The sequence below is a fragment of the Pseudomonas sp. NFR02 genome (genome assembly GCF_900119375.1).
In the GTDB taxonomy this organism is placed as follows: Bacteria; Pseudomonadota; Gammaproteobacteria; order Pseudomonadales; family Pseudomonadaceae; genus Aquipseudomonas; species Aquipseudomonas paracarnis.
This window is the reverse complement of sequence record NZ_FPJJ01000001.1, coordinates 554,095-580,272: the sequence shown is the minus strand read 5'-3', so window position 1 is coordinate 580,272 and position 26,178 is coordinate 554,095. Positions and strand designations below refer to the sequence as shown.

27 protein-coding genes are annotated in these 26,178 nt (G+C 62.2%); 6 read left to right on the top strand and 21 right to left on the bottom strand.

The genetic code is table 11. The features are described 5' to 3' along the window. Nucleotides 1-17: 17 nt before the first annotated feature. The 4 genes from BT199_RS02800 to BT199_RS02785 form a co-directional block, all read right to left on the bottom strand. Complete coding sequence (locus tag BT199_RS02800) at nucleotides 18-524, bottom strand: hypothetical protein (protein WP_072433820.1); 507 nt, start codon at nucleotides 522-524, stop codon at nucleotides 18-20. Next, the gene (locus tag BT199_RS02795; RefSeq protein WP_003192421.1) at nucleotides 521-1,039 is read right to left on the bottom strand and encodes a hypothetical protein; all 519 of its coding nucleotides are present in this window, start codon (nucleotides 1,037-1,039) and stop codon (nucleotides 521-523) included. The genes BT199_RS02800 and BT199_RS02795 overlap by 4 nt, the downstream gene beginning before the upstream one ends. Continuing rightward, nucleotides 1,036-1,698, bottom strand: coding sequence for a hypothetical protein (locus BT199_RS02790; RefSeq protein WP_032874242.1), 663 nt, complete (start codon nucleotides 1,696-1,698; stop codon nucleotides 1,036-1,038). The genes BT199_RS02795 and BT199_RS02790 overlap by 4 nt, the downstream gene beginning before the upstream one ends. A 172-nt stretch (nucleotides 1,699-1,870) precedes the next feature. Beyond that, nucleotides 1,871-2,266, bottom strand: a complete 396-nt coding sequence (locus BT199_RS02785) for a RidA family protein (RefSeq protein WP_003192423.1) — start codon at nucleotides 2,264-2,266, stop codon at nucleotides 1,871-1,873. A 357-nt stretch (nucleotides 2,267-2,623) separates the two neighbouring features. Between BT199_RS02785 and BT199_RS02780 the strand changes: the two genes are divergently transcribed. Further along, nucleotides 2,624-3,097: an Sbal_3080 family lipoprotein gene (locus BT199_RS02780; protein ID WP_032901991.1), complete on the top strand. Its 474-nt coding sequence runs from the start codon at nucleotides 2,624-2,626 to the stop codon at nucleotides 3,095-3,097. A 162-nt stretch (nucleotides 3,098-3,259) separates the two neighbouring features. Here the strand turns inward: BT199_RS02780 and BT199_RS02775 are convergent, their stop codons facing one another. From BT199_RS02775 to BT199_RS02760, 4 genes are all read right to left on the bottom strand, one after another. After that, complete coding sequence (locus BT199_RS02775; protein WP_072433819.1) at nucleotides 3,260-4,192, bottom strand: pyridoxamine 5'-phosphate oxidase family protein; 933 nt, start codon at nucleotides 4,190-4,192, stop codon at nucleotides 3,260-3,262. A gap of 80 nt (nucleotides 4,193-4,272) precedes the next feature. After that, complete coding sequence (locus tag BT199_RS02770; RefSeq protein WP_020300749.1) at nucleotides 4,273-5,157, bottom strand: LysR family transcriptional regulator; 885 nt, start codon at nucleotides 5,155-5,157, stop codon at nucleotides 4,273-4,275. Beyond that, the gene (locus BT199_RS02765) at nucleotides 5,157-6,077 is read right to left on the bottom strand and encodes a LysR family transcriptional regulator (RefSeq protein WP_032901996.1); all 921 of its coding nucleotides are present in this window, start codon (nucleotides 6,075-6,077) and stop codon (nucleotides 5,157-5,159) included. Before BT199_RS02765 ends, BT199_RS02770 begins: the two co-directional genes overlap by 1 nt. 16 nt (nucleotides 6,078-6,093) lie before the next feature. Continuing rightward, entirely contained in the window at nucleotides 6,094-6,726 is a 633-nt protein-coding gene (locus tag BT199_RS02760) for a glutathione S-transferase family protein (RefSeq protein WP_019821152.1), read from the bottom strand. A 214-nt stretch (nucleotides 6,727-6,940) separates the two neighbouring features. On the opposite strand from BT199_RS02760, the gene BT199_RS02755 reads away from it, so the two are divergent. The 3 genes from BT199_RS02755 (at nucleotide 6,941) to BT199_RS02745 (ending at nucleotide 10,426) form a co-directional block, all read left to right on the top strand. Further along, nucleotides 6,941-8,017, top strand: a complete 1,077-nt coding sequence (locus tag BT199_RS02755) for an aldo/keto reductase (protein WP_072433818.1) — start codon at nucleotides 6,941-6,943, stop codon at nucleotides 8,015-8,017. A gap of 267 nt (nucleotides 8,018-8,284) precedes the next feature. Further along, the gene (locus tag BT199_RS02750; protein ID WP_072433817.1) at nucleotides 8,285-9,499 is read left to right on the top strand and encodes a DUF1835 domain-containing protein; all 1,215 of its coding nucleotides are present in this window, start codon (nucleotides 8,285-8,287) and stop codon (nucleotides 9,497-9,499) included. Nucleotides 9,500-9,589: 90 nt separating this feature from the next. Then, the gene (locus BT199_RS02745; RefSeq protein WP_072433816.1) at nucleotides 9,590-10,426 is read left to right on the top strand and encodes a 5'-nucleotidase, lipoprotein e(P4) family; all 837 of its coding nucleotides are present in this window, start codon (nucleotides 9,590-9,592) and stop codon (nucleotides 10,424-10,426) included. A gap of 147 nt (nucleotides 10,427-10,573) precedes the next feature. Here the strand turns inward: BT199_RS02745 and gspD are convergent, their stop codons facing one another. The 12 genes from gspD to BT199_RS02685 all read right to left on the bottom strand — a co-directional run bounded on the left by gspD (nucleotide 10,574) and on the right by BT199_RS02685 (nucleotide 21,420). Beyond that, the gene (gspD, locus tag BT199_RS02740; RefSeq protein WP_072433815.1) at nucleotides 10,574-12,700 is read right to left on the bottom strand and encodes a type II secretion system secretin GspD; all 2,127 of its coding nucleotides are present in this window, start codon (nucleotides 12,698-12,700) and stop codon (nucleotides 10,574-10,576) included. A 5-nt stretch (nucleotides 12,701-12,705) separates the two neighbouring features. After that, nucleotides 12,706-13,206, bottom strand: a complete 501-nt coding sequence (locus BT199_RS02735; protein ID WP_032902000.1) for a general secretion pathway protein GspN — start codon at nucleotides 13,204-13,206, stop codon at nucleotides 12,706-12,708. Further along, nucleotides 13,203-13,805, bottom strand: coding sequence for a type II secretion system protein GspM (gspM, locus tag BT199_RS02730; protein ID WP_032902001.1), 603 nt, complete (start codon nucleotides 13,803-13,805; stop codon nucleotides 13,203-13,205). Before gspM ends, BT199_RS02735 begins: the two co-directional genes overlap by 4 nt. Beyond that, nucleotides 13,780-14,772 (bottom strand): PilN domain-containing protein, encoded by a 993-nt coding sequence (locus tag BT199_RS02725; RefSeq protein WP_072433814.1) that lies wholly within the window; start codon nucleotides 14,770-14,772, stop codon nucleotides 13,780-13,782. The genes gspM and BT199_RS02725 overlap by 26 nt, the downstream gene beginning before the upstream one ends. Further along, complete coding sequence (locus BT199_RS02720) at nucleotides 14,769-15,470, bottom strand: hypothetical protein (RefSeq protein ID WP_014719112.1); 702 nt, start codon at nucleotides 15,468-15,470, stop codon at nucleotides 14,769-14,771. The genes BT199_RS02725 and BT199_RS02720 overlap by 4 nt, the downstream gene beginning before the upstream one ends. Beyond that, on the bottom strand, nucleotides 15,467-16,075 hold the full coding sequence (locus tag BT199_RS02715) for a prepilin-type N-terminal cleavage/methylation domain-containing protein (protein WP_072433813.1): 609 nt from the start codon (nucleotides 16,073-16,075) through the stop codon (nucleotides 15,467-15,469). Before BT199_RS02715 ends, BT199_RS02720 begins: the two co-directional genes overlap by 4 nt. Next, nucleotides 16,072-16,404, bottom strand: coding sequence for a type II secretion system protein (locus BT199_RS02710; protein WP_014719114.1), 333 nt, complete (start codon nucleotides 16,402-16,404; stop codon nucleotides 16,072-16,074). The genes BT199_RS02715 and BT199_RS02710 overlap by 4 nt, the downstream gene beginning before the upstream one ends. Further along, entirely contained in the window at nucleotides 16,401-16,826 is a 426-nt protein-coding gene (locus BT199_RS02705; protein WP_072433812.1) for a GspH/FimT family pseudopilin, read from the bottom strand. Before BT199_RS02705 ends, BT199_RS02710 begins: the two co-directional genes overlap by 4 nt. A gap of 7 nt (nucleotides 16,827-16,833) precedes the next feature. Then, nucleotides 16,834-17,244, bottom strand: a complete 411-nt coding sequence (gene gspG / locus BT199_RS02700) for a type II secretion system major pseudopilin GspG (protein ID WP_019821138.1) — start codon at nucleotides 17,242-17,244, stop codon at nucleotides 16,834-16,836. Between the two features lie 20 nt (nucleotides 17,245-17,264). Then, nucleotides 17,265-18,461: a type II secretion system inner membrane protein GspF gene (gene gspF, locus BT199_RS02695; protein WP_072433811.1), complete on the bottom strand. Its 1,197-nt coding sequence runs from the start codon at nucleotides 18,459-18,461 to the stop codon at nucleotides 17,265-17,267. After that, entirely contained in the window at nucleotides 18,458-20,125 is a 1,668-nt protein-coding gene (gene gspE / locus BT199_RS02690) for a type II secretion system ATPase GspE (protein WP_256575811.1), read from the bottom strand. The genes gspF and gspE overlap by 4 nt, the downstream gene beginning before the upstream one ends. 257 nt (nucleotides 20,126-20,382) lie before the next feature. After that, nucleotides 20,383-21,420 (bottom strand): LacI family DNA-binding transcriptional regulator, encoded by a 1,038-nt coding sequence (locus tag BT199_RS02685; RefSeq protein ID WP_072433810.1) that lies wholly within the window; start codon nucleotides 21,418-21,420, stop codon nucleotides 20,383-20,385. Between the two features lie 197 nt (nucleotides 21,421-21,617). On the opposite strand from BT199_RS02685, the gene BT199_RS02680 reads away from it, so the two are divergent. Together BT199_RS02680 and BT199_RS02675 are read left to right on the top strand one after the other, a co-directional pair. Further along, nucleotides 21,618-23,810, top strand: a complete 2,193-nt coding sequence (locus BT199_RS02680; protein ID WP_072433809.1) for a TonB-dependent receptor — start codon at nucleotides 21,618-21,620, stop codon at nucleotides 23,808-23,810. Nucleotide 23,811: 1 nt separating this feature from the next. After that, a complete protein-coding gene (locus BT199_RS02675; protein WP_072433808.1) occupies nucleotides 23,812-25,143 on the top strand; it encodes an LLM class flavin-dependent oxidoreductase in 1,332 nt (443 codons plus the stop codon). A gap of 40 nt (nucleotides 25,144-25,183) precedes the next feature. On the opposite strand, the gene aqpZ is transcribed toward BT199_RS02675, so the two are convergent. Beyond that, entirely contained in the window at nucleotides 25,184-25,876 is a 693-nt protein-coding gene (aqpZ, locus tag BT199_RS02670; RefSeq protein WP_072433807.1) for an aquaporin Z, read from the bottom strand. Nucleotides 25,877-26,178: the final 302 nt, after the last annotated feature.

The following is a 26,178-nucleotide window of genomic DNA, read 5'->3' as shown; positions in this document are numbered from 1 at the left end:
ATTAAAATAACCAACTGTCACTGATAAGGAATCAAGTGATCGTGCTCCAGATCCCGCATCAACTCGCTCAACATCTCGCTTTCGCTGCGGGGCTCGGTCATGGGGATGTACCAGGTCGTAGCTGTCCAACCACCACGCTTGTAAGCATAGGTTTTGAGCAGTTGCCCGTCCTTGAACAGCGAGCCGTGCAACTGGCGCTCGTAGGTGTAGGGCACTGGCACGGTCAACAGCGTCAACGCGCCAAGTATCGCCGGGAGCGCACCGGCCCCTTTACCGCCGCGTTGATCGACCAACAAGCTGTAGCCCGTCTTGCTGAAACCGCCATCCATAAAACTGAAGGCACCTGTGTCACGCAACAACTGGATAACTTCGCGTTGCGTCTGCTGTTCAAACCTCGACACGGGCGACGGCATCGTGACACTCATCGGCACGTAGGCACGCTCTGCCTTGTAATCCAACGGGTTGAGGGCGGTACCGCAACCACCGAGCAACAGCACGGCGGCCAGTAACGTAGTCCTGATCATTGTGCGTGCTCTTCGGGCAGCAGCCCGTCGCGCTGTACATCTTCGGCAAAAGCCCGTGCAACACGGTGACCGCTCTGTAGCTCCATCCCGCCAGGGCCATCCAGCAGCCAGGAATATTTGTGGGTGACGTTGCGGTAGCTGTACTGCTTGAGCTGCTTCCCATTGTGCTGCAGGGAGAACTCGGTGGTGGTGTCAATGCTCACGGACAGGGGCAGCAGAAACAGAGTTGCCGCGCTCAGCAGTACCACCGGGAAAGGCGGCATATCACGCTGAACGTTGTAGCGCACCCACACCGAGTAATCGTCCGCGTTGCCCCGGCCGCTTTCGACACTGCGAAACACCCCAGTCTCACGCAATTGGTTACGAATTTGTGCTGCATTAAGCGGGTCATCGATCATGACGTGGATCGGCTTGAGATATTCCTTGCCATCCGGCAATGCACGCTCAGGAAGCGTATGGGTGGTTGCACACCCGGTCAGCAGCGCCAGGGCGCTGAACGTAATAAAACGGTTCATGGGCGTGTCTCGTGAAGGATGTTCTGGCCCGCGCCGGATGGCAGCGGCGCGATGATATAAGGGGCGGCGCTGCGATAATCCAGCGGCAACAACTCCAGAGCCGGCAGGCCCGCAACAGAGTGCCGCGCTAGCGGCTCATCGCGTGCTTGCTGGTCGCGCCAGCGGAAGGCACACAGCGAAGCGCCAAGGCATAACGAGCGAAATTCACCGAGGTAATAGGCGTTGCCGGCCTTCAGGCGCAGTGGCAGGTTGAATTTCTCTCGCGCCTGCACCGAGGTGTAGGTCGTCCCCAGAGGGGGTGAATAACTGCTGGAGAAAAACTGAAAATCATAGAACTCATAATCCCCAGGCTTGAGCGCCAACACGAATACACTGGCGGCACCGGCCGCATCCTTCACATCCTGAGGTGTTTGCCGACCGACGCCCACCCAGATCGCTGCGGCGCCAAACTCGGAACCGCGCTTGCGAAACAGTAAACGCTGATTAGGCGCAGGAGATGCGCTAAGGCTCTGCGGGCCGATTGATCCGACTACATAAGCGACCGGGTCCTGGGGGCCAGGTTGCAACGGCTGGCTAACCAGCGACGCAGACTGAGTACCGCAACCTGCCAGGGCTGCCGTAATCAAGAACAAGGCCAAAGGCCGAGAGAAGCGAGACATATCGAACCCTGAACGCAGGCATAAAAATAAACGGCAGGCGTCAGGAAAAATATGGGATGAGCCTTCCTGGCGCTGCGCCTCGCGTCACTGCGAGGGGGGCGAATGGTACGGGGGGAATCGCGGTTTGACTACAGATGATCAGCAGCATTTGTCAGCGCTCGGTGAAAGCCACTCATATCACCGCCTCCGCCTCAATCTCAATCAACCACTGCGGCAACGACAACCCGCTGACGATAATCCACGAAGACGGTGGCGGGTTGTGCGGGAAGCGCTCAAGTAGCGCATGGGCGATCGACGCTTGCTGCTCACGGGCAGACTCGACGATATACAGCCGCAGCATGATCACATGAGACAGGTCGCCACCGACCTCGGCCAGCACCTTTTCGATATTGTCCAACGCTGCGGCGGTCTGTTCGGCGATGCCGGGGCCGACCGTGTGCTCTTGAGCATCTACCCCCACCTGCCCCGACAGCATGATTCGCCGGCCCTCTGGCACTTCCATGGCCTGGCTGAAACCGTACTGCAGGGAGTTGAATACCGTCGTGGGATTAATAACCTTTCGTTGCATGACCAATCCTTGTTGTCAGTAGGAAAACAAGGCTAACCCAAAGGAATCGCTAAGGATGATGGTTCAACATCCAGCAACATGTTCGTGGGTGAAGCGCTGAACCTTGAGTGCCCGGCGGCCTGATGAAAACGCGCAAACCCGCCAGGCAATGACATTCCCCTGTGGGAGCCGTCGAGCTTTAGCGAGGCCGCGATAGCGGTGGGTCAGGCAATGAGTATGTTGACAGTGCCGCCGCCATCGCAGCCTCGCTAAAGCTCGACAGCTCCCACATTGGATCGGCTGTGTCTCAGTAGATAGTGATCCATGCTGGAACTTCACTGCTATCATCCAGCCACTACTTATGACATGGAGGTCGCTATGCACCAGGTAACAACCCTCGCTTGCTTACTGGTATGCGGCGCCCTCACCGGCTGCAGTATCACGCAAACCGTCACCCCCGTTCCCTCCTCAACTGTTCACTCGCCCGAAATCTGCATGATTCCCGCCGCAGGCTTGCGTGAAGGCTTCAATACGACTTACACCGCTCAATTACGCAGTAAGGGCTTTCAACCCCGCGAGTTGCCGCCAGGCGCCCCGCCCGCCAGTTGCGCGCTGTCGACCACTTATATCGGTACATGGAGCTGGGACATGGCGCTGTACATGAGCTTCGCCGATATTCAGGTGTTCGAGAACGGTCGAAGGGTCGGACAGGCGTTGTATGACTCAACTTCGGGTGGCGCCCGAATGGGCAAGTTCATCGACGCGCAAAGCAAAATCATCGAGATGACCAGTCAGCTGTTTCCCAATGCTGATTACGGCATGACTCGACGTCAGGCTGACCTTCTTCCCTAGAGCGAGCTCATCCACCTGCCTGCGCCACACTTCATACCACCTTCTGTAGGAGCGAGCTTGCTCGCGAAAAACCCACAGGCGCCGCACTTACTCAGGAAGCACGCGTTATCGTTGACGTTTTTCGCGAGCAAGCTCGCTCCTACATGGCATTATCGTGCCAGGCTACCAGGTGCCCATCGCCAGGCTGTGCGGTGAAAATTCAGCGAATTGCCAACGCAAGGCCAACGCTGCCGGGCGGCGGACCACATGTTCCACCGTCACCGTCCACAAGCGCTGCGCGCCTTCGAACTCAGCTACTTGCGGCCCGCTCAGGATCAACGAAGTACGCCCGGCCACTTGCAGCACGTCACCCGTCTCAAAATCAACAAACAACAACCCCGCCACCGGGTTGGCGTGCAGGTTGCCGAGGGTGTTGAAGAACAGGTTGCCGGCAAAATCCGGGATGGTCAGTACGTTACCTTCCACTCGCACAAATCCCGTATTGCCGCCTCGGTGGGAGACGTCCACCGAACGTTCGCCGTGCAGTTCGACGTAGCTGGCGACGAAGAAAGTGTCGGCGTGGCGGATCAGCGCTTGAGCTGCATCGTCCAGGCGGTTGCTGCGCTCGGCCAGGTTGCCGGGTTTGCGCGCAATGCCGGCGACGGGGCGCAGTTGGATGTACTTGGGGCAGTTGCCGAAGGTGTGTACCACCTCGACCGTGAAGCCCTCCTGCTCAAGCGTTCCAATGCGGCCATTCATGCGATTGCGGCGGCGGGTGTTGAGGTCGATGCCCAGCAGGCCAATGGCCGAGCCATCCGTTATTCCAGCCCAGGCGGGATCAGTTCTGGAAGGCAGGCTGTCGATCTGCAGCGTGTGCGGATCTGGTGAGTGCGCGAAGCCTGGTGCGCCCTCCAGCATCGTCGCCCAGGGGATGCCTTGTTCGTCCACCACGCCCGCGATCAAGTACGGCAGCAGCGGATAGAAATCGCGGTGCTGCTCAGGCAGATGATCACGAATGACCTTGGGCCCGATCATGGCCATGCGTTCAGAGACGCCGGCACTTTCCTGCATGTGTCGTTCGCCGACATGCCAAGGGGTTGGTTCAATCGAGTGCATGGCGCTCACCTCCGGTTAGATACTGAAGATGCTGCACCCACACCGCGATGGAGAGAATGCCCACCCTGGGCAATCCACTATTACGCCAACTGAAACGCCGGATGCTCGCGCAACGCGGTGACGCAGTAGTCGACAAAGCTGCGCACGCGCATCGACGCATGACGACCTTCGCGGTAAACCACATACACCGGCTGCGGCGGCAACTCGAAGGTAGGCAACAGACGCTGCAACTGGCCGCTCGCCAGGTGTTCGTGCAGGGGGTAACTCAAGGCTCGAATCACGCCCGCCCCCTGCACCGCCGCATTGATCGCACCTTGGACAGTGGCGCAACGCAGCCGGGCGCGAGCCTTGAGGGTGTAATGCGGGAAATCCCAGTGCACCGGGTCGGCGCTGGCAATCAGATGATGCTGCTTGAGGTCGGCCGGATGTCGGGGTTCGCCCCGGTTCGCCAAGTAAGCGGGGCTGGCGCAAAGGACAGTGCCCACCTGCCCGACCTGCCGCGCAATCAGCGACGAACTGGGCAATTCGCCGACCAGCACCGCCACATCCAGCCCTTCTACGTGCAGGTTAGGGAAATAATCGTGGTAGTGCGCGATGACACGCACCGCCGGGTAGCGATCCGCATAGCCGGCCAACAACGGCGCCATGACATAGCGGCTGAACAGCAACGGCAGGAATATCCGCAGGTCGCCCTGGGCCTGCACATGCAAACCGTTGGCCGAAGCCTCGGCCGCGTCCACCGCTGCCAGCAGACGCACACAGTCGGCAAGGTAAGCCTGGCCTGCATCGGTCAGGCTGACCCCACGGGTGCTGCGTTGCAGCAACACCACGCGCAGGCGTGCCTCAAGGCGCGCAACCGCTCGTACCAGCGTCGGGCCGGAGACCTGCGCATGGCGTGCCGCCGACGCCAGGCTGGGTTGCCCGGCCAGCGCGGCAAACAGCTGCATATCGCGAAAACGCTCCATCAGGCGCGCTGCTTGGTCGCCGCGTTCAGGGCCGGGTCCTGCCCGAGGCGATGGCTGAGGAAATCCACAAACGTATTGACCTTGGCCGGTATGCGGCCGTTTTGCTGGAACACCACGTGGATCGGCAGCGGCGCCGGTTCGAAATCCTCCAGCACCAGCTCCAACTCACCCGCCGCCACCGCTGCCGCGACTTGATAAGACAGTACCCGCGTCATGCCCCAGCCCAGGCGGGCCAGGTTGATCGCGGCATTGTTGGCGGTGACCACCAGGCGTGGCTCGATCGGTACCTTCAGCGGCTGGCCGGCGTCGATGAATGTCCACTCACTGACCAGTTGGCTGGACGATGAGGTGACGAGCTTGGCCTCACGCAGCTGCTCGGGGCGCTGGGGCCGCCCGTGTTGGTCAAGATAAGCCGGCGATGCGCACACCACCCGGCGTACTTCGCCGACCTTGATCGTTTGCTGCAAGGATGGCTGCAGGTGGCCGATACGCACCGCCACGTCAACACCTTCGTCGGTCATATTGACCACCCTATCGACCAGCAAGGCGTTGATACTCACCAAGGGAAAACGGTCCAGATAATCCCCCAGTACCGGCGCCACATACAACTCGCCAAACAGTACCGGTGCGGTCACTGTCAACTGGCCGCCCGGGATGGAGTAACTGCCCGCCGCCGCTTCCTCGGCTTCGTCCAGCTCGGCAAGGATGCGTCGGCAATCTTCCAGGTAACGCTGGCCGGCTTCGGTCAAGTGCAGGCTGCGGGTGGTGCGCGCCAGCAACTGGGTGCCGATGCGTTGTTCCATAGCGGCAATGGCGCGGGTCACGCTGGGCGGCGACGTGTTCAGGCGCCGGGCGGCAGCCGCGAAGCCCTCCTCCTCGGCCACGGCCAGGAACACCTGCATTTCATGAAAACGGTCCATCGGTGCCCCTTGGTTGTTATTGCGATTGCAGCCCCACCGCCGTGCGCGGCATGCCAACGAAACCCGGCAGTGCTTCGATGCTAGCGAGCCAGGCGCGCACCTTAGGGTAGTCGGCCAGGGACACATTGCCTTCCGGCGCGTGGGCCACATAGGTGTAGAAGGCGATATCGGCAATGCTGGGCTGCTCACTGGCGAGGAAACGGCTCTGGCTCAGTTGCTGCTCCATCACGCTCAGCAAGGCATGGGCACGGTTGATTGCGCCGACAGTGTCCACCTCGGCGCCAAACACCGTGGCCAAGCGCGCCGTGGCAGGCCCGGCATGGAGTGGGCCGGCGGCGGCCGAGAGCCAACGCTGCACCTTGGCTTGCCCGACAAGGTCGCTCGGCAGCCATTGGCCGCTGCCATAGGTGCTGGCCAGGTAAATCAGGATCGCATTGGAGTCGGCCAGTACCATGCCGCCGTCATCAATCACCGGCACCTGGCCAAAGCTGTTCAGGGTGGTGAGGAACTCAGGCGTTTTATGCGCGCCTTGCTTGAGGTCCACCAGGATAAATTCACTCGCCAGCCCCAGCAGGGACAACATCAGCTCGACCCGGTGGGAGTGGCCGGACAGGGGAAAACCATAGAGTTTGATCGCAGGCTGGGTCATGACAGGCTCCAAATGAGTGGGTATCGACGCCAGGGATGTTCTACCGCTGCCCTGTCTGGCGGAATGACCAGGATTCACAATCCAGCATTTCATCCAGCGAAACAATCTTCATTGACGTCATGCCAAGACGGGCGCGAGGATTTCACGAAAAAATTCAAACTATCGCCGCCCCCATCGTTCACACCTTCACGTGCAACGTTAAGTAGGAGGCAACATGCAGTATCGACAAATGGGTCATTCCGGCCTGCTGGTATCGGAAATCATCCTTGGCACCGTCCCTTTTGGCGGTCGCGCAGAATTTGAAAAATGCGGTGCGGTGGATGTGCCCCTGGCCAAGCGCATGTTCGATATGGCGTTCGACGCCGGGGTGAATATGGTCGACACCGCTGATCTCTATTCCCACGGCTTGGCCGAAGAAGTGGTGGGCAAGGCGCTGGGCGACAAGCGTCACGACATTCTGCTAGCCACCAAGGGCCGCAGCCCGGTGGACGACAACCCCAACAACTCCGGCTCATCGCGCTACCACTTGATCCGCGCGTGCGAAGCCAGCCTCAAGCGCCTGGGTACCGACCACATCGACTTGTACCAACTGCACAACTGGGACGGCATGACGCCAATCGAAGAGACCCTGGAAGCCCTGCGCCTGTTGGTGGGTTCGGGCAAGATCCGCTATTTCGGCACCAGCAACTTCACCGCCTGGCAGATGATGAAAACCCTGGGCAAGGCTGAACTGCACGGCATGCTCAAGCCGATTACCCAGCAGATCTACTACACCCCGGAATCCCGCGAGGCCGAGTTCGAGTTGCTGCCGTTGGCCCTGGACCAGCAGGTCGGCACTTTGGTGTGGGGCCCGATGGGCGAAGGCTTGCTGACCGGCACAACCCGACGCGGGCACAAGCCACCGGCCAATACCCGCCAGGGCAGCGGTTGGCCGGAACCCTACGTCCACGACCAGGAACGTGCGCTGGACATTATCGAGACCCTCGCCGCCGTCGGCGATGAACACGGCGTCTCGGTCGCCCGCACCTGCCTGGCCTGGCTCAAGGATCGCCCGGGGATCACCTCGCTGATTGTCGGCGCCCGTACGGAAGCACACCTGCGCGATAACCTGGCGGCCACCGAACTGAAACTCACCGACGAGCAGTCGGCGCGCATCGAAGCCGTCACTCGCCGTCAGCCGTTGTACCCCTACTGGCACCGCTTCACCGCCGGGATTGATCGTTTTGATCCAGCGGAGCAACCCTTCCTGGCCGAGCATCAAAAAACCCTGGATGCGCGCCAGGACAAATAAAACAGCACCTGCCCCAATGTCGATGAATTAAGCGAACGCAATCCCCAAAGCAACGAAAATCCTATGTGGGAGCTGCGCTTGACTGAGTGGCATTGGGGCAAGCCCACATTTTCAGGGTTGCACCGAACGGCAATGCTGCCTATATTTCCCGCCTGGCGCTCTCTACGCCACCTTCCGCGGAAAGGGCTGCGCCCAAGACATCCCAGCTCCACCACATTTCTACGACTCCCAACCTTGAAGCGGAAAAGGTTTGTGCAAGGAGCTCGTATGTCGCAACGCCCTTTGGCCTCCTCTACCAATGGCCGCCTCAACCTTGAGCAGCAGCGCAAGCGCGCCAAGGAACTGTTGTCGCACCTGAAAAAACTAGACCCCAGCGCCACCTTGGCCCAGGCCCAATGGCAGGTCGCCAGGCAATTGGGTTTTGCCAGTTGGCCCAAGCTCAAGGCGCATATCGATGCCCTGGACTTTGCTGCGCGCCACCCCGGTTTCGAGGCCAGCGACGAGGCACGTACTCACCATTGGCGCTGTGGCAATGACATCGCCCACAGCTTGCAGGTGGCTGGGTTCAAGGGCCGCTTCCAGATGCTCAGCGACCCACTGTGCATGGGCCCCGTACGCAATCTTCCCAGCGCCGAATTCCGCCGCCTGCGCAGCGCTTTTATCAGCCAGACTTTTGCCTTGACCCCTGCTGATGTAAACCTGCGCGTTGACGGGGAATACACCCAATTGGACGCACTGGCCGGCGCCGAACATAGCGTGTTGTGGTGTGAAGCGGATGCCTATGACCAATTGTTCCTGATTCGCGCACTCTCAAATCTTGAACGCACGCCGAAAAAACTTGAGCTGATCGAGGTCGACCGCATACCGGGCGTCGAACGGTTTATCGGGATCGGGCAACTGGCGCCCGACGTGCTTGCCTGGCTATGGCCGCAGCGACGCTTGATCGACGACACGGCGGTGCACCTGGCCAAACAAGCCTGGTCGGCTTATTGCGACTCCTCGCCGACCAAGCTGGCAGAACTGGCCCGTACCGCTCACCCGAGCCTGCCGCTGCTTGCACCGGCGCTACGCCGCCAATTGCAGGAGTTGCCAGGAATTGAGGATGGCCTCTCACTGACCGAGCGCTTGGCGCTGAGGTATATCGCCGAAAGCGGGCCAGTGGCGTTTGCCCGGGTCTTCGCAGAGTTGATGGCCAGGCGCGAACCCCTGCCGTTCCTTGGCGACCTGATGTTTCATGCGCTGATGCGGCCGTTGATCGATGGCGAGCAGCCGTTGCTGGTGGAAACAGAGAGGGATCAACCATGGCCTAAGCGCCCCTTGGCGTTGACGCCACTGGGGCAGGCTGTATTGAACGGCGACACCAACTGGATGGACCACGCCAGCCATGAGCGTTGGGTCGGCGGTGTGTGCCTCAGGCCTCGGCAGCCCCATTGGCGAATGGGCAATCACCACATGCCCACCTGGGGTGAAGCCTGGCTTTAAGACGATTGCGAAACGGCAACGAGCCGCGAGCATCGCAAGTGATTAGACTGGCGTGCTGACCACGCCACCACGCTCTTCGAGACCTAGCCCATGCGCAACCTGTTCTTTGCCAGCCTCTGCTTGCTCACCACCGCCCTCGCAGGCTGCCAGCAACACCCGCCGGCCAATGACCAACTCGACGCCGTGCTCTGGACCCAGACGTCCATCGAGCACGAACTGATCTACCGCCAGCTCTTCGCCAATGCCACCCGTCAACTGGACGTCGCCCTGGCCGACCCGAGCTGGGACGCCCTGCCTTTTGCCCCACGCAACCTGGCCGGCCTGCCCCCGGCGGTGGTGGTGGATATCGACGAAACGCTGTTGGACAACGTGCCCCTCAACGCCCGCGACATCATCAACAATCAGGTCTATTCCTATGATCGCTGGAACACCTGGGTCGAGCAGGCCAAGGCCCAGGCACTGCCAGGCTCGGTGGCGTTCCTGCAGGCGGCCCGGCAAAAAGGCATCCAGGTTTACTACCTCACCAACCGAGAACACAGCCAGGTCGCGGCCACCGCCAAAAACCTGCGTTTGCGCGGATTTCCGATTGAGAGCGACGCACAGATCCTGGCGGCCAGCACCCCCACCGGCCACTGCGAAAGCGCGGGCTACGGCAAGAACTGCCGCCGCCAATGGGTCGCCAACCATGCCCGCGTGCTGTTGATGGCCGGAGACTCCCTGGGCGATTTCGTGCAGGCCGAGCACAACACCCTGGATGCACAGCGCAAGGCCGTCGAACCCTATGTGAATTGGCTGGGCCAGCGTTGGTTCCTGCTGCCCAACCCGAGCTACGGCAACTGGTACAGCGCACCGTATGGGGATGATGAGAGCTTGCCGTTTGCGCAGAAACGCAGGCTCAAGCAGCAGGCGTTGCTGTTGCAGCAATAGGGTGACGCCCTGCCGTGATGATCGTTCCCACGCTCTGCGTGGGAATACATCCTGTGACGCTCCGCGTCACGTTGTGCAGATGGGACGCGGAGCGTCCAGGGCGGCATTCCCACGCAGAGCGTGGGAACGATCAATGTAGGAGAGGGCTTATTGGGCGGGTCGCAACAACTGCATCTGCTGGCGATAATCATCCGTCACCTGCCGCGCCTGGCTGCTGCTGGTAATCACCCTCGGCGTAATCAGCACAATCAGCTCCGTGCGGTCCTTGGACTTGCCGGTATTGCCAAACAACCAGCGCAACCCCGGAATCTTCGCCAGGTAAGGCACGGCACTGACGCTCTCAGCGTTGTCCTGCTTGATCAATCCGCCGAGCAATACTGTCTGGCCACTCTGCACCGCCACCTGGGTGGACACCGAGCGCGTGGAGATGCGCGGGTTCACCGGCGTCTCACTGTTCCCCGTCGGGTTCTGGGCATCACTGACCTGTTGCTGGATATCCATGTACACCAGCCCACCCGGATTGATGCGCGGCACCACATCCAGGATCACCCCGGTCTGTACATATTCGACACTGCTCAAGGTGGTGTCGGCGTCCCCGGTATTGACGGTGGTCTGGCTGATGGGAATGTTGTCCCCCACCTGGATCTGCGCCGGCTGGTTGTTCATCACCACCAGCGATGGCGCCGATAGCACCTGGGTGCGGCCGTTGGTCTCCAGGGCGTGCAGGGCCACTTGCAGGTTGGAACTGACGAAGGAGTAGAACAACGAGTCCGCCGCCCCCAGCCCTGCCCCGCCACCGCCCAAGGCGCCTTGGCTGCCGGAAGCATTGGCCACCGTGGTGCTGGTGGAATTGCCGGCCAGGCGGCCCAGGTACCACTGCACCCCCAGGTCCAGTTCGCCGGTGAGCTTGACCTCCAGGATGCGCGTCTCGATCTGCACTTGCAGCGGTGGGTTGTCGAGGCGTTTGATCGCCGCTTCGATCTCTTTCCATTGCGCCGGGCGGGTGCGTACCAGCAGTTGGTTGCTGCTCTTTTGCGCGGTGATGCGCGTGCCCGCTTCGAGGTCGCTGGTGGGCGATGCCTGGGTGTTTTCGGCAGGCTCGGATTCAGGTTCTTCGGCTGCGGGCACCGGGGCGCTCGCCTGCAAACCGGCACTGGTGGACGAGGACAGGGTGGTGGTACGCAAGCCCGGTGCTACCTTCGCCGGGGCGTCATCCTTGATCGCGCCATTACCGTAGATCTGCCGCAGGTACTTGGCGAGGTCGGCGGCCTTCATATTGCGCACGTCGTACACATACATCTGCGGCTCGTTACCGCCGCCCTCGTCGATGGTGCGGATCCAGTCGCCCACTTCGCTGAGGTACTGGGGCTGGGAAGAAATCGCCACCACCGAGTTGGTGCGCTCGACCGGCAAGAACCGCAGCATGCCGGCCAGGGGTGTGCCACTGTCCGCGCCGAACATGGCTTGCAGCTCGGGCATCAGCTCGGCCACCGAGGCGCGTTGCAGGCCGAACACCGCCACCGACATGCCCTTGAGCCAGTCCACGTCGAAGGTGTCGATGGTGTCCTGGTAGTTGGCCAGTTCGTCGGGCGTGCCGGCCAGGCTCAGGACATTACGCGCCGGGTCGACCAACAAAAAAGCGTTTTCACGGGCGAAGGGTTTGAGCAGTTTCTGCATCTCGGTGGCCGAGATATAGCGCAGTGAAAACAGACGTGCCGAGAGGCCGCTGGCCGGTTGCGCCACGCGCATCTGCGGCACCAGCTTGCCCGCCACTGCCTGGTTGGCCGGCAGGATCACATAGCGGTTGCCCTGCTTGATCATGGCGTTGTCGGTCCAGGACAGCAGGGTTTCGAGAATCGACAGCGCCTGCTGTTTGTCCACGGGTTTGGAGGTGGAGAAGCTGACAGTGCCCTTCACGCCCTCGGCGATGCTGTAGTTCTCGTGCAACAGGTCGCCCATCACGCTGTTGATCACGGCCTCGATGGGCTGGTCGGCGAAGTTGAACACGATGTCGCCCCCCTGCTGCGGCACGTTTGCCGGCGCTGCGGGCTGGCGCACAAACGCTTGATTGCCACGAATCAGCTGGCGCTGCGGCGGAGCCTGGGTGGCAGGTGGAGGGCTTTCGGCCACAGGCGCCTGAAGCGCCGGGCGTTGTGCGCCGGTGCCCTGCAGGGCCTCGTGCAGCAGGTCGTCGTTCGGGTCGAGGGTGTCGGGCAAAGAGCCACAGCCGCTCAGGGAGACGGCGGTAGCCAGGCAAAACAGCGAAGTGCGCATATCAATCAAGGGAGAGACTCGCGGGGATGTGAGATCAGGGGTAACCGCTTACCGTAGAGGCTCAGGGTCTGGGTGCGCCCGTCCAGGGCAAAACGAGCGTATTGCGGGGTCAGGTGTTCCAGGCGCCAGCCGTTGGGCAACGCCTGGCCCAAGCGCACCGTGAGCGTTGGGCCACCGGCTTGCTTGAGCATGGCCATTTGCAGGTTGCCGGTGATCATGATGCCACTGAGGGTCAGGTTGGCCAGGCTCGCCACCTGGGTTTTACCCACCTCCCGGTCCGGGCGGCGATCCGGGCTGAACAGCGGCGCTTGCCAGGTACCGGCAAGGTCTCGCAACGCCGGCGTGGGAGCGGCCTGCACCTGGAACGAGGGAGGCGCGTGCACCGGCGCATCGGGTAACCACCGGGGGGCGTCGCCGATGCTGCTGAGGATCATCGCCATCAACAGCCCCAAGAGCCCGGCCAAGCCGAGCCAGCCCCATTCAAGAGGACGCAATGGGCCGATCATGGTGCCACCCGCGCCGGTTGCAGGTAGCCGCGCACCAGCAGTTGCACCGCCAGCTTGCCTGCCCCACCACTGGCTGGCGCCTGTTTGTCGCGACGAATATGCAGCTCATCGACGAACAGAAAAGGCGGCTGATATTCCAGCCCATGCAGGATCGCGGTCAGCGGTTCGATCGCGCAATTGAGCGTGAGGCTGACCTTGACCTGACGATAGGGCTCGCTGTCGTTTTGTTCAGGCGTGATCGGCTTGCGCTGGGTGAGGTTGCAGCCGCCGCCGAGGTTGGCGTGGCTGTTGATCAGGTCGGCAAGACGCTGCATCAGGTCGGCGGCGACCACGTCCGGGTCGTCCCCTGGCAACAGGCTGGCGCTGCTGGCCGGGTCTTGCTGTGCCTGCGCCAGCTGTTCGCGCAAGGCATCGCCCTGGCGTATGACGCTGGCATAGCGCTGCTGCTGTTCACGCAACTGTTCGGCCTGTTCACCCATGGCCCGCAGCGGCCCGGCGAACCAGCTGTCGATCAACAGCCAATAGGCCGCGCCGAGCACCAACGCCAGGGTCAACAAGGCGGCGCCGCGGCGTTCACGGCGTGTGAGGGGTCGGCGCATCGGCGGCCTCCTGGCGTAGGTGGGCACGCAAGGCAAACTGGTCCTTGCCGGTACGTGCGTCGGGTTGGATCACCCCTTCGAACTGTGCGTTGTCCAAGCGCTGGCAGCCTTTGATGCGGCTGATCAGGCCACTGGCCTTGGCGCTCTGGCCGGAAAAGCTCACCTCGCCGTCCTTGACGTCCAATTGGTCGAGCCAGGTGTCGGCGGGCAGACAGTTGGTCAAGTCATTCAGTAGGCCGGCCAGGGGGGGTTGCGCCCGTTTGCGCTGGGACAGGTACTGCGCCGCACCACGGGTGTTGAGCAGTTGCTGGCGCAGGGCGTGCACCTGCGCGACCTCGGCTTTTTGCTGTTGAACAGTGGCGTGCATGCTGTCGAGTACCCGCTGGCGATCGTTGAGCCACAACAGCATCGCCGCAATCAGCAACGCGCCGCACAACCACGGCAGGCTGCGCTGCAATTGCTTGCCGGCAGAACGTGAGCGCGGGCGCAACGGCGCGGGCAGCAGGTCGATACCCAGGCCCGCCGCGTCCACACGGTGTGGGTAAAGGCCGAGGGCGGCACAGTCAGTGAGGACCTGGTCCAGGCGCTCGCGCAGGATCGCCACCACCCTCACCTCCAGGTGGCTGGGCATGCGCTGCTCCAGGCGGGCGACAAAGTAGAGCTGCTCGGCGTTGAACGGGGTATAGCGGTCCAGTTCATAGCCAACCACCTCCACGAGGTTGCGCGCGGCAGCCAGAGGCAGTTGCACGCTTTGCTGCAACACAGCATCAGGAGCAAGCATCAGCACCTGGCGCGCATTGCCTGGCACCACCGGTGCCGTGAGCGGCCAGTGATGAACGTGCTCGGGCGGGTCCTGGAACGCCAGCCACTTCGGCACACAGCCGCGTAACTCTGTGAGCCACAGGCGCCAGCCTTGTTGCAGCAGGCTGCCGCGCCAATAGCGGGCAATTGGTTCGAGTTGAATCATTCTTGCCACCGCACCACCCGATAGGGCTGTGCGCTGTCCTCCGCAGGGCTTAATAAAAGGGTCAGTCGCAGGCGTGCCTGATAGCCGCCGGGGCGCTCGGCGCGGCTGTCGATTTCCACGACCTGGCCGGGGTCGACGCCCTCGGCGTCCTGGCGTGGCAGGTTCAGCGCCTTGCGCATCAAGGGGCTGGCGAATGCCGAAGCGGGCCGGTCGAGGTCGCTCCACAAGGTAATTTCCGGCAGTAGTTCGCTGTAGAGCGCCTGGGTCATGCCGGGAAGTTGACGCACTTGCTCCAGTACCCGAAACGGCGCCAGGCCCTTATGGCGCCGCGTCTCAAGGGCCTTGGCCAACTGCTGGGCCTGAACCGGTGTGGCGCCGCAGGCCAGGGCCAGGCGCGTGAGGTCTTGGGGGGCAGCGTTGACCAGGTACAACTTGCCACGCTCACTGCGCAGACTGACCTGCAAGCGGGCGTCGTCGAAGGTCAGCGCCATAGAACGCCCGTCCGCCACCCACTGCCCTTGCGCCATGACCTGTGCGATACCGGCCTGGGCGGCCAATAGTGTCTGGGTATGCTGGCGCAGCCACAGCGCCTGGCGACTTTGCAGTTGCACCCACCCGGCCAGGCCACCCAGCAATACGCTGAGCAAGGCCAGCACCCACAACACCAGCAACAGGGCCGCACCGCGTTGGCGCTTCATTCTTCGCTGCTCGCGCTGGACAGGTTCAGGCGCAGCGCAACCACCTGGGCGACCCATGGCACCGGCCCGTCGACGGAGGCGTCGATGCGCACCGCTGTGGGCAGGCGCCGGGGCCAGGGCCACGGGCTCAACCAGTCGGTGGGCTGGCCCAGTGGCGAGACACCGCGATAGCTGAACTGCAGCGCCTCGACGTTGTGCAAAAGTACCTGCGGCTCATCGCGCTGCGCGTTGGCGTGGGAGGCCCTCTGCGAAAAAGCCACCTGCAGATCCTGCCCGACCCGTTGCAGGGTAAAGCGCTGGATCCCCCCGCCCAATACACCGGGCAAGGTCGCCACAAATTGCAGACGCTCAGGCGTGCCGATAAAAAAACCTTCGGCCTGGCTGTCATCGCCAGTGAGCTTTAGCGGCAGCGCCTCGCTGATCGAGGTGCGCAAAAACTGTTGGGCGGCGCGCATTTCATCCAGGCTGACGGTGTAGGCCTGTGCCTTGGCCACCGCCCGATTGGCCCCCAGCAACGCTGCGCTCACCAGCAGCAACAACACCGACAGCAGGCTGAGCACCACGAGCACTTCCAGCAAGGTGAAACCCTGCTCACGGCGCTTCACAGGCGCGCCTTCAAAGTGCTGAAGTGCGCCTGATGCGCGCCTTCACGCACGTTCAGGTCAAGACGAAACAGGTGCGGCTGTTGGCGGGTGCTGGTCAGTTGCCAATGGATGCCGTCGAGTTGGCCTTGGCGGGTTCCTTCAATCAGCGGGCCGGCAGCTTCCTGGTCCAGCAGCGTGAGCGCGGCATGGGTAAGGCGGTCACTGCGGGCCACCTGGGACAAGGCGCGCGCGCTCTGGCCGAAGGCAACCAGCAACACGCTGCTGCACACCGCCATCAACGTCAGGGCGGCGAGCATTTCCAGTAAGGTGAAGCCGGCCTGGTGCTTCATGGCAGCGCCTTGGATTGCACACTGCCGGTGAGCCAGCCAATATCGATGCGCCAACGCCGGCTGCCGTTGGCCAGCAGCAGGTTGCCGCCGGTAGAACTGCCGTCGGGATAGAACACCACGGCGGACCCTGCCTGCTCGGCACTGTGCAAGGTCACTTGCACCTGCGCTGGCCACTGCTGTGACGCACGCCCTGAAGCCTGGAATGTGCGGCCCTGGAGGTCAAACCGAGTGTGCGTCGCCTGGCCGCTGACGATGGCGCTCGCGCGCGTGGCGCGCAGCGCCTCGACCATCTGCGCGACCACCCGCCGCTCCTTGGCCACCTGCAGCCCTTGCCGTACACCCAGCCCCAACAAACCCGCCGCAATGCCGATCAATAGGATGACCACCAGCATCTCCAGCAGGGTAAAGCCTCGCTGGGCCACGGGCGGGTTATTCCCAGTTGCCCAGGTCGGCACTGTAGCCCTCGCCGCCGGGTTGGCCGTCCTGGCCGTAGAAGATCAGGTCGAAGGCGCCGTGCTCACCGGGGAAGCGATAGCCAAACCCGTGGCCGAACGGGTCTTTCAGCTCCGAAGGCTTGGCGTAGGGGCCGGCCCAGTTCGAAGCACTGGCCGGCTTGTCGAGCAGCTGTTGCAGGTTGTTGGGCGGCGCGCCCACGTCCAGGGCGTAGCTGTCGATCTTCATGCTCAAACTGGCCAGTTGCGCCTTGCCCGCGCCGTACTTGCCCTTGTCCACATTGCCACCGACCTGGCGCACCACAATGGTCGCGACAATGCCCAGCAGCACGATCACCGCCAGCATTTCCAAAAGGGTGAAGCCGCCTTGGCGGTGTCGGGTTTTCATCGGTTCTGCCCCTTGAAAGTTCATATATGGCTGGTGAGGCTCATCAGCGGCAGCATGATCGCCAGCATGATCACCGCCACCAGCACCGCCATGACCACGGTCAGGGTCGGCACCATTGCCGCGAGCAAGCGTTCGATGGCGCGCTTGGCCTCGACGTCGAAGATGTCGGCAACCTTGAGCAGCATGCTGTCCAGTTCGCCGGCCTGTTCACCGACTTCGATCATGTGCAGCGCCAGCTCCGGTAGCAGCGGCTGGCGACCGAACGCATCGGCCAGCGTACCGCCGCCCTTGACCCGTTGCGCTGCCAGCGCCACTTGCGCCTGGAGCGCACGGTTGCTGCAGACTTGCCGGGCGATCACCAGCGCGGGCAGCAGCGCCACGCCATTGCTGAGCAACGTGCCGAGGGTGCGGGTCAGGCGGGCGGCTTGCACCCGTTGCAACAGCGGGCCGATCACGCGGATGCCCAGCAGGTGACGGTCGTAACGCTCACGGCGCAGGGGGGCGCGCAGGCGCGCCGCCAGGATCCACCCACTGATCGACAACCCGGCCAGCACCACCAGGCCATAGGCACCGAGGAACTCGCCGAGCGCCAGGATCACCTGGGTGATCAGTGGAATCGGCACGCCAAGGTCCTGAAAAATCGGCACGAATTGCGGCACCACATAGGCCAGCAACAGCGCCAGGGAACCCAGTACACCCACCACCAGGAACGCCGGGTAGATCAGCGCATTGATCACCTCGCCGCGCAGTAACTGGCTGCGCTCCAGGTAGTCGCTGAGCTGGCGCAAGGTGCCCTCCAGCGCCCCGCCGGCCTCACCGGCGCGCACCATGCTCAGGTACAGCGGGGAAAACGTGCCGCCCTCCTCCTCCAGCGCCGCCGACAGCGGTTTGCCGGCCTTGACCTGGTCGCGAATGCGCTCGATCAAGGCCTGCACCTGGGGATGGCGGGCTTGCTTGAGCAACAGGTTTAAAGCGCGTTCGAGGGGCTGGCCGGCGCCCAGTAGCGTGGCCAATTGCTGGGTGAAACTCACCAGCGCTACGCCCTTCAACTGCCCACGTGCCTGGCGCAACAAGGGGCCGCTGGCCGTTTCGATGTGCAGCAACAACCACCCGCGCTGATGCAAGACGGCGACAGCGGCCGCTTGGTCAATGGCCTGCAACGTGCCGCTCTGGGCCACGCCCTGGCTGTCCAGGGCGCGGAACTTGAACAGGCTCACGCGTCATCTCCGCGGGTGACGCGCAGCACTTCTTCCAGGGAGGTGACACCGGCCAGGGCCTGGCGCAAACCGTCTTCATACAAGGTGCGCAAACCGGCGCGGCGGGCGGCGTGCTCGAGGCTGGCGGCGTCGGCGTGGCCCATCAGCAAGCCACGCAACTCATCGTTCATCACCAACAATTCAGTGAGGGCGCTGCGGCCGTGATAGTCACCGCGGTAAAGCAGGATCGGACGCTGCTCGGTCAGGCGATCCAGGCCATGCTCCTTGATCAATTCCGCTGGGGCCTGGAAGGCTACTCGCGTGGCCGGGTCCAGGCGCCGCACCAGGCGCTGGGCGAGAATACCGCTGACCGTGGAGGCAATAAGGTAGCTTTCCACGCCCATGTCCAGCAAGCGCGTGATACTCGCCGCAGCGCTGTTGGTGTGCAGGGTCGAGAGGACCAGATGGCCAGTGAGTGACGATTGGACGGCAATGCGGCAGGTTTCCAGGTCGCGGATTTCGCCGATCATGATCACGTCCGGGTCCTGGCGCACGATGGCGCGCAGCGCTCCGGCAAAGTCCAGGCCGATGGCCGGCTTGACCTGGATCTGGTTAATCCCTTCAAGCTGATATTCCACCGGGTCTTCCACGGTGATGATCTTGCGTTCAGCGGTATTGAGCTGCGACAACGCGGTATAGAGCGTGGTGGTTTTGCCCGAGCCCGTAGGCCCGGTGACCAACAGGATGCCGTGGGGCCGCGCCAATAGATCCTGGAAGGCCGCCAGGCGCGGGCCATCAAAGCCCAGGCTGGGGAAATCGAATTGCACGGTTTGCCGGTCCAACAGGCGCATCACCACCGACTCGCCGAAGCTGGTGGGCACCGTGGACACCCGCAGATCCAGCGCCTTGCCCTGGATGCGCAGCATGATGCGCCCGTCCTGGGGCAGGCGTCGTTCGGCGATGTCCAGGCGCGCCATTATCTTCACCCGCGAGATCACCGCCGCCGACGAACTGGCAGGCGGTGCTTCGGCGTCGTGCAGCACGCCGTCGATGCGGTAGCGCACCTTGAGTTGGTTTTCGAAGGGTTCGATATGGATATCCGAGGCGCGCTGTTCCACGGCGCGCTGCAGGATCAGATTGACCAGGCGAATCACTGGCGCTTCGGAGGCCATGTCCTTGAGGTGTTCGATGTCTTCCAGCACGCCGCCCTGCTCATCGAGGTTTTCGATCAGGCTGCCCATGGCGGAACGGCCCTGGCCGTAATAGCGCTCGATCAGCGTGTCGACTTCATTACGCGAACCGACGGCCAGCCAGACCGGCACCTCACAGGCATACGCCAGGGCCTGGAACGGATACCACTGCGCCGGGTTGGCGGCCATTACACGCAACCCGCCCTGATGCCACCCCATGGGCACGACCTGGTAATGACGCATAAAGCGCTCGGTAAGCACGGGAAGCGGGTCGAGCAACGGTGGCGCCGCGTCGGCCAGCAGCAGTGGCGCATTCAGCAAATCGGCCCAGGCGCGAGCCAGTTCGACCTCGGACACCAGGCCCAGGCGCGTGAGTAAACCGAGCAGGTCGCCAGGCTCAGTGGATAAACGCTGGGCGCGTTCCAGATCAGCGATTTTGAGCCCGGCGTGCTGCATCAGCCACGCGCACACCTGGTCGGTATGCGGGATCTGCATTTTGCAAGCATCGATGGGCGCTGACGACATCATTGAGGAATATCTAACGTTGCGAAAAGTATGGCTATTTAGAACTACCGAACAATGCCATTAGTTCGCCATAGCCCAGGCAGGCGTTAGCCGGGTGTATCGACTGGAAGTTATAGCCCTAGTTCCGGACGAGGGGGTAATTAAATACAAAACATTGCCAAATGCACTGATTTAGAGCGTTAGCAGCCAATAGCCACTAGTTGCAATTAGCCATAACGGCGGGTCATTCAGGTGCTCTCTCTTTCAATTAACTGACAGTGCAAAAGATTCAAGCGCTTAACTTCATCGGTGGCTAATACGCCCAGACTTTGCAGGACGCGTGTGGCAGCGAGGACACCAATCTCCAACGCGGGTGGCTGGAGGGTGCTGAGGCTGGGCAACAACATGTGGGCAAACGGGTAATCGCCAAAACCCAATACGGCGCAGTCCTGGGGGATGCTCAGCCCGGCGCGTTGACCGGCCAGCAAACCGCCCGCGGCGAGGTTGTCATTGGCGAAGAAAATCGCATCGGGCGTGATCGCCTGCCCCATCAGCGCTTCCATGGCTTGCTTGCCGGCTTCGAAGGGCGCACGGTCGGCGTCCGGCACAAAGACCCACGGGTGCACACCCAACTCGGAGAGGGTCGCGGTAAATCCATCGCGCCGCTCCAATGCGCTGAAGTCGCCCACTGCACTGTTTTGTACGAAGGCGATGCGTCGATAGCCTTTGCCATGCAAGTAGCGCGCGGCGGTGACGCCCACTTCATAATGAGAAAACCCCACTTGCAACGGCGCGCGTTCCGGCACGTAGTCCCAGGTTTCGACGATCGGTATATCTGCCTCGGCGATCATCTTCTCGGTGCCAGGGCTGTGAAAGCGGCTGGTCAGCACCAGCGCTGCCGGCGACCAACCGAGAAAAGCGCGCACCGCGCTTTCCTCCTGCTCGACGCTGAAATAGCTGGAGGCCAGCAACAGTTGGTAGCCGTGACGATTGAGGGTGTCGCTGAAGCCCTGCAGCGTATTGGCAAAAATCGGCCCCGAGATATTCGGAGTCACCATCGCAACGATTTTGCCGCGCGCGGAGGCCAACCCGCCGGCCACCAGGTTCGGCACATACCCCAACTGCGCGACTACCTGGGCGATACGTTCACGGCGCTCGGGTGACACCTGTTCAGGTTGGTTGAAGTAACGCGACACCGTAATGGCCGACACCCCGGCCTGGCGCGCCACGGTATTGAGGGTGACGCGGCCGGCGCCCCGGCGCTTGCGCGGTTTGTGTTCGTTCACGGCAAAAACCTCAAAAAGGAATATAAAACTAATTTTTTAGTATTTGACGCTCTAAACCGACGCCTTCAATAATGCCGATGTTAGCGCTAACAAAGCGCACTGTCTGCTACTCGCTCGAGCGAATGCCCAAGACATTTTCAGGCGCTGAAGGTCGCAGAACCGCAGCGGACCAGGGTATTTTTTCGAGCGGGCACAGCATGCATAACTTTCCACGGCACACCCATTTGTTGCTTCTGGCAGGCCTCTGCGCCTTGCCCGTCTGCGGCGCTGTAGCGGCTGACGAACAGGAACCCACGCTCCAATCCGTGACAGTCACCGCTACCCGCCGCGAAGAATCGCTGCAAAAAGTCCCGGTGGCCGTCTCGGTGCTCGATGGCGAGCAACTGGAGCGTGACAATCGCAACGGGGTGGCGAGCATCGCGCAGCAAGTACCGTCGCTGAACTTTCGCACCGGCGCCTCGAACAAGGACACCTCATTGTTCGTGCGCGGCGTGGGCACCATTTCAACCTCGCCGGGCGTTGAGCCAACGGTGGCCACGGTGATCGATGGCGTGGTCTATGCACGCCCCGGCCAGGCCACACTCGACCTGTTGGATTTGGAGCGCATCGAAGTGCTGCGTGGCCCGCAAGGCACGCTGTTCGGCAAGAACGCGTCGGCCGGTGTGCTGAATATCACCAGTAAGGCGCCGACTGCCCAGACCCACGGTTTTATCGACCAGTCGTTCTACAGCGGCCATGAAAGCCGCACGCGCTTTGGCATCGGCGGCAGCCTGGTGCCGGAGGTGCTCAAGGGCTCGATCAGTACTTTGTTCGGCAGCTACGACGGTAACGTCGACAACCGCCACAACGGCCAGGAGGTCAACGGTTACAACCACAAGGGCATTCGCGGCAAGCTGGAGTTCACGCCCAACGACGACGTGAAGCTGACCCTGAGCGCCGATTACATGCAGTCCCACGATGACGCGCCCAATGGTGTGGTCAGCAAGTCCCTGAACCCGGCGTTCAGCAATGCCTTGAGGCCGGTGCGCGCCTCAAGCGACAACCGCGATATCAACACCGATACCCGCAGCCATGTGGAAGACATTAACAAGGGCTTGTCGGCGCAGTTGGATTGGAATCTGGGTGACTACACCCTCACGTCAATCACCGCCTGGCGCGGCTGGGACAACACTCAATATCAGGATGGCGACCGTCTGGGCACGGTCACCGCCGCGTTCCCCGGCACCGCTGACAAGGGCGACCTGGCGTTCGACCAATACTCCCAGGAGCTGCGCCTGGCCTCGCCCAAAGGCGAGTTCTTGGAGTACGTCGGCGGCCTGTTCTACATGCATGGCAAGGATGAGGAGACCTATCAGCGTACCCTCACCACCACGACGCGGGTCGATAGAGGCATTGCCGACTACAGCACCACCAGCGACAGCTACGCGGTGTTCGGCGAGACCACGCTCAACTTCACCTCGCGCTTTCGCGGCATCGCCGGGTTGCGTTACACCCATGACGACTTGAAGTACGACCATCGCCGCGTGTCCACCTCTGCCACTACCGTCAGCGGCATTCAACCGGCGACATCGAGTTCCGGTTCGGTAGACGAGGACGGTTGGTCCGGGCGGCTGGGCGTGCAGTACGACATCAGCGACACCGTGACCAGCTACCTCACTTACTCGCGTGGCTACAAAGGCCCGGCCTACAACGTGTTTTTCAACATGCAGCCGCGCGACACCGACGCGCTCAAGCCAGAAACCTCCAATACCTGGGAAGCCGGAATCAAGGCCACGGTCTGGAACAACCGCCTGACCACCAACCTGGCGGTGTTCCACAGTGACTACGACAACTACCAGGCCAACTTTTTCGACACCGTCGCCGGCCAAGTCGTGACGCGCCTGATCAACGCCGGCAGCGTCAGCACCGAAGGCGTCGAGCTCGATTACGCCCTGCAAGCCACTCAGCAACTCAAGCTCTCCGGCGCCCTGGCCTATACCCGAGCGCGCATCGATCAGTTCGCGTGCCCGCCAGGCGCAGCGGCAACCTGCAACGTCAATGGCAAACCACTGCCGTTCAGCCCGGACTGGAAAAGCTACGTGCGCGCCGACTACAGCATCCCCCTGGAGAACGGCCTGGATATCGAACTGGGCACTGACTACAGCTGGCAGAGCGAAGTGCAGTACGACATCAGCCAGAACCTGAACACCAAACAAGGCGCCTACGGCCTCTGGAACGCCAGCGTGGCCCTGGCCGACTACACCAATGGCTGGCGCGTGGCGCTGTTGGCGAAGAACCTCGCTGACAAATCCTACTCACCGCTGCTGGCCAGCGGCGGCAACTACATCTACCGCGCCGTGCCTCGTGACGATGAGCGTTACTTCGGCGTGCAACTGCGCAAGGATTTCTAGCATGGGCCGTCAACTCAAACTCGGCGCCTTCCTGATGGCCACCGGGCACCATGTGGCCGCCTGGCGCCACCCCGATGTACCGGCGAACGCTGGCCTGGACTTTGCCCACTACAAGCATTTGGCACGGGTGGCGGAAGCGGCGAAGTTCGACGCCCTGTTCGTGGCCGACAGCATTGCCGCCGCCACCGGCGAGGTCGCCAGCCAGATGGCGCGCTCGGATCATTTCGAGCCGCTCACCCTGCTCTCGGCGCTCAGTGCCGTGACCGAACATATCGGCCTGATCGCCACCGCCACCACCAGCTATAACGAGCCGTACCACGTGGCGCGCAAATTCGCCTCGCTGGATCACCTCTCCGGCGGTCGCGCAGGCTGGAACCTGGTGACCTCGGATAACGCGGCCGAGGCGCTGAATTTCGGTCGCGACGAGCACCTGGGGCATGCCGAACGCTACAGCCGCGCACGGGAATTTCATCAGGTGGTGACGGGGCTGTGGGACAGCTGGGACGACGACGCCTTCGTGCGCGACAAGGCCAGCGGGCGCTATTACGAACCAAGTAAACGCCATGTGCTGGACCATGTGGGCGAACACTTCCAGGTCAAAGGCCCCCTGAACGTGGCGCGCTCGCCCCAGGGCCAGCCAGTGATCGTGCAGGCTGGCTCCTCGGAAACCGGCCGTGAACTGGCCGCGCAGACCGCCGAAGTGGTGTTTACCGCGCAGACCTCATTGGCCGACGCGCAGGCCTTCTATAGCGACCTCAAAGCTCGCCTGGGCCAATACGGGCGCGAGGCCGACTCGCTGAAAATCATGCCGGGCGTATTTGTGGTGGTGGGCCAAACCGAAGCCCTGGCCCAGGCCAAATTCGAAGCGTTCCAGGCGCTGGTCGAACCCGAGGTGGGGGTGGCGTTGCTGGGGCGCATGTTGGGTAATTTCGACCTGTCCGGCTACCCCCTGGATGGGCCGCTGCCCGAGTTACCCTTGACCGACAGCGGTCAACGCAGCCGCCAGCAACTGCTGAGTGAACTGGCCCAGCGTGAACAGCTGACACTGGCGCAACTGGGCCGACGCATTGCCGGTGGCCGCGGTCATTACAGCGTGATCGGCACGCCGATTCAGATCGCCGATGAACTGCAGCGCTGGTTCGAAGAAGGTGCGGCGGATGGCTTCAATATCCTGGTACCGCACCTGCCGGGCGGGCTGGAGGATTTTGCCCGCCAGGTCATTCCCGAATTACAGCGACGCGGCTTGTTTCGTCGCGAATACACCGGCACCACACTGCGCGAAAACCTTGGTTTGGCGCGCCCGGGCAACCGTTACAAGGCGGCTCGATCATGAAGAACACGGCCAGCTCGCCGAGCAAAGGTGGCCTGAGCGATTACTGTTTTGTCGCCAACACGAACCGGTGCACGAGCCCACCAAACACGCCACCGAGCAAAGGCACCACCCAGAACACCCACAACTGGGCTATCGCCCAATCGCCTTGAAACAGTGCCACGCCCGTACTGCGCGCCGGGTTAACCGATGTATTGCTCACCGGAATGCTGATCAGGTGAATCAAGACCAGGGCGAACCCGATGGCCAGCGGCGCAAAACCGGCCGGCGCCTTTTTATCGGTAACACCCAGGATAATCAGCAGGAAAAACGCCGTGAGTACAAACTCGGTGACCACCACTGACAGAAACGAGAAGCCACCTGGAGAGTGCTCACCATAACCATTAGTGGCAAACCCGGCCGACACATCAAACCCGGCCTTGCCGCTGGTGATCAGGTACAGCACCCCGGCAGCTGCAATCGCGCCCAAGACCTGAGTGAGGATGTAGGGCGCCACGTCCTTGCCGTCAATCCGCCCGGCGGCGAGCAAACCCAGGGTGACCGCGGGATTGAAATGCCCGCCGGAAATATGGCCGACGGCGTAGGCCATGGTTAATACGGTTAAGCCAAATGCCAAGGCCACGCCGACAAAGCCGATGCCCAGCTCAGGGAAGGCGGCAGCCAGAACGGCACTGCCGCAACCGCCCAGTACCAGCCAGAATGTGCCGAAGAACTCGGCGGCTAGACGTTTTGTCATCAGGTAACTCCTTGAAGTTAGGTCAAAGAGTGGGAGCCTAACAACGGGGTACCGGCGTTGGATGTGGGAAATTTCCTTGGTGTGTGGTGATTATGAAAAATGGCGACGGATGCTGGGAAGGGCATTTATTCCCTGAAAAAGCCCAACCGTCACCGATTGGGCTAATTCATTGAATAATATGGTCGGGACGGAGTGACTCGAACACCCGCCCCCTGGCGCCCCATGCAAGCGGACACCTCTGCTGGTCTCGGTCGTCGACTGGGCGATTTCAACGGAAAAGGCCGCGCTGAGAGTAGAGTTGA

Bases quoted from the DNA above. Each gene is read 5' to 3' on its own strand.
- BT199_RS02760 (WP_019821152.1), bottom strand. From the start codon at position 6,726: ATGACCCAGCCTGCGATCAAACTCTATGGTTTTCCCCTGTCCGGCCAC.
- gspE (WP_256575811.1), bottom strand. From the start codon at position 20,125: ATGCAGATCCCGCATACCGACCAGGTGTGCGCGTGGCTGATGCAGCAC.
- BT199_RS02775 (WP_072433819.1), bottom strand. From the start codon at position 4,192: ATGCACTCGATTGAACCAACCCCTTGGCATGTCGGCGAACGACACATG.
- BT199_RS02720 (WP_014719112.1), bottom strand. From the start codon at position 15,470: ATGAAGCGCCAACGCGGTGCGGCCCTGTTGCTGGTGTTGTGGGTGCTG.
- BT199_RS02675 (WP_072433808.1), top strand. From the start codon at position 23,812: ATGGGCCGTCAACTCAAACTCGGCGCCTTCCTGATGGCCACCGGGCAC.
- BT199_RS02780 (WP_032901991.1), top strand. From the start codon at position 2,624: ATGCACCAGGTAACAACCCTCGCTTGCTTACTGGTATGCGGCGCCCTC.
- BT199_RS02680 (WP_072433809.1), top strand. From the start codon at position 21,618: ATGCATAACTTTCCACGGCACACCCATTTGTTGCTTCTGGCAGGCCTC.
- BT199_RS02755 (WP_072433818.1), top strand. From the start codon at position 6,941: ATGCAGTATCGACAAATGGGTCATTCCGGCCTGCTGGTATCGGAAATC.
- BT199_RS02735 (WP_032902000.1), bottom strand. From the start codon at position 13,206: ATGATCGGCCCATTGCGTCCTCTTGAATGGGGCTGGCTCGGCTTGGCC.
- BT199_RS02785 (WP_003192423.1), bottom strand. From the start codon at position 2,266: ATGCAACGAAAGGTTATTAATCCCACGACGGTATTCAACTCCCTGCAG.
- BT199_RS02710 (WP_014719114.1), bottom strand. From the start codon at position 16,404: ATGAAGCACCAGGCCGGCTTCACCTTACTGGAAATGCTCGCCGCCCTG.
- gspG (WP_019821138.1), bottom strand. From the start codon at position 17,244: ATGAAAACCCGACACCGCCAAGGCGGCTTCACCCTTTTGGAAATGCTG.
- BT199_RS02800 (WP_072433820.1), bottom strand. From the start codon at position 524: ATGATCAGGACTACGTTACTGGCCGCCGTGCTGTTGCTCGGTGGTTGC.
- BT199_RS02725 (WP_072433814.1), bottom strand. From the start codon at position 14,772: ATGATTCAACTCGAACCAATTGCCCGCTATTGGCGCGGCAGCCTGCTG.
- gspD (WP_072433815.1), bottom strand. From the start codon at position 12,700: ATGCGCACTTCGCTGTTTTGCCTGGCTACCGCCGTCTCCCTGAGCGGC.
- BT199_RS02765 (WP_032901996.1), bottom strand. From the start codon at position 6,077: ATGGACCGTTTTCATGAAATGCAGGTGTTCCTGGCCGTGGCCGAGGAG.
- BT199_RS02790 (WP_032874242.1), bottom strand. From the start codon at position 1,698: ATGTCTCGCTTCTCTCGGCCTTTGGCCTTGTTCTTGATTACGGCAGCC.
- BT199_RS02750 (WP_072433817.1), top strand. From the start codon at position 8,285: ATGTCGCAACGCCCTTTGGCCTCCTCTACCAATGGCCGCCTCAACCTT.
- gspM (WP_032902001.1), bottom strand. From the start codon at position 13,805: ATGCGCCGACCCCTCACACGCCGTGAACGCCGCGGCGCCGCCTTGTTG.
- BT199_RS02770 (WP_020300749.1), bottom strand. From the start codon at position 5,157: ATGGAGCGTTTTCGCGATATGCAGCTGTTTGCCGCGCTGGCCGGGCAA.
- BT199_RS02795 (WP_003192421.1), bottom strand. From the start codon at position 1,039: ATGAACCGTTTTATTACGTTCAGCGCCCTGGCGCTGCTGACCGGGTGT.
- aqpZ (WP_072433807.1), bottom strand. From the start codon at position 25,876: ATGACAAAACGTCTAGCCGCCGAGTTCTTCGGCACATTCTGGCTGGTA.
- BT199_RS02745 (WP_072433816.1), top strand. From the start codon at position 9,590: ATGCGCAACCTGTTCTTTGCCAGCCTCTGCTTGCTCACCACCGCCCTC.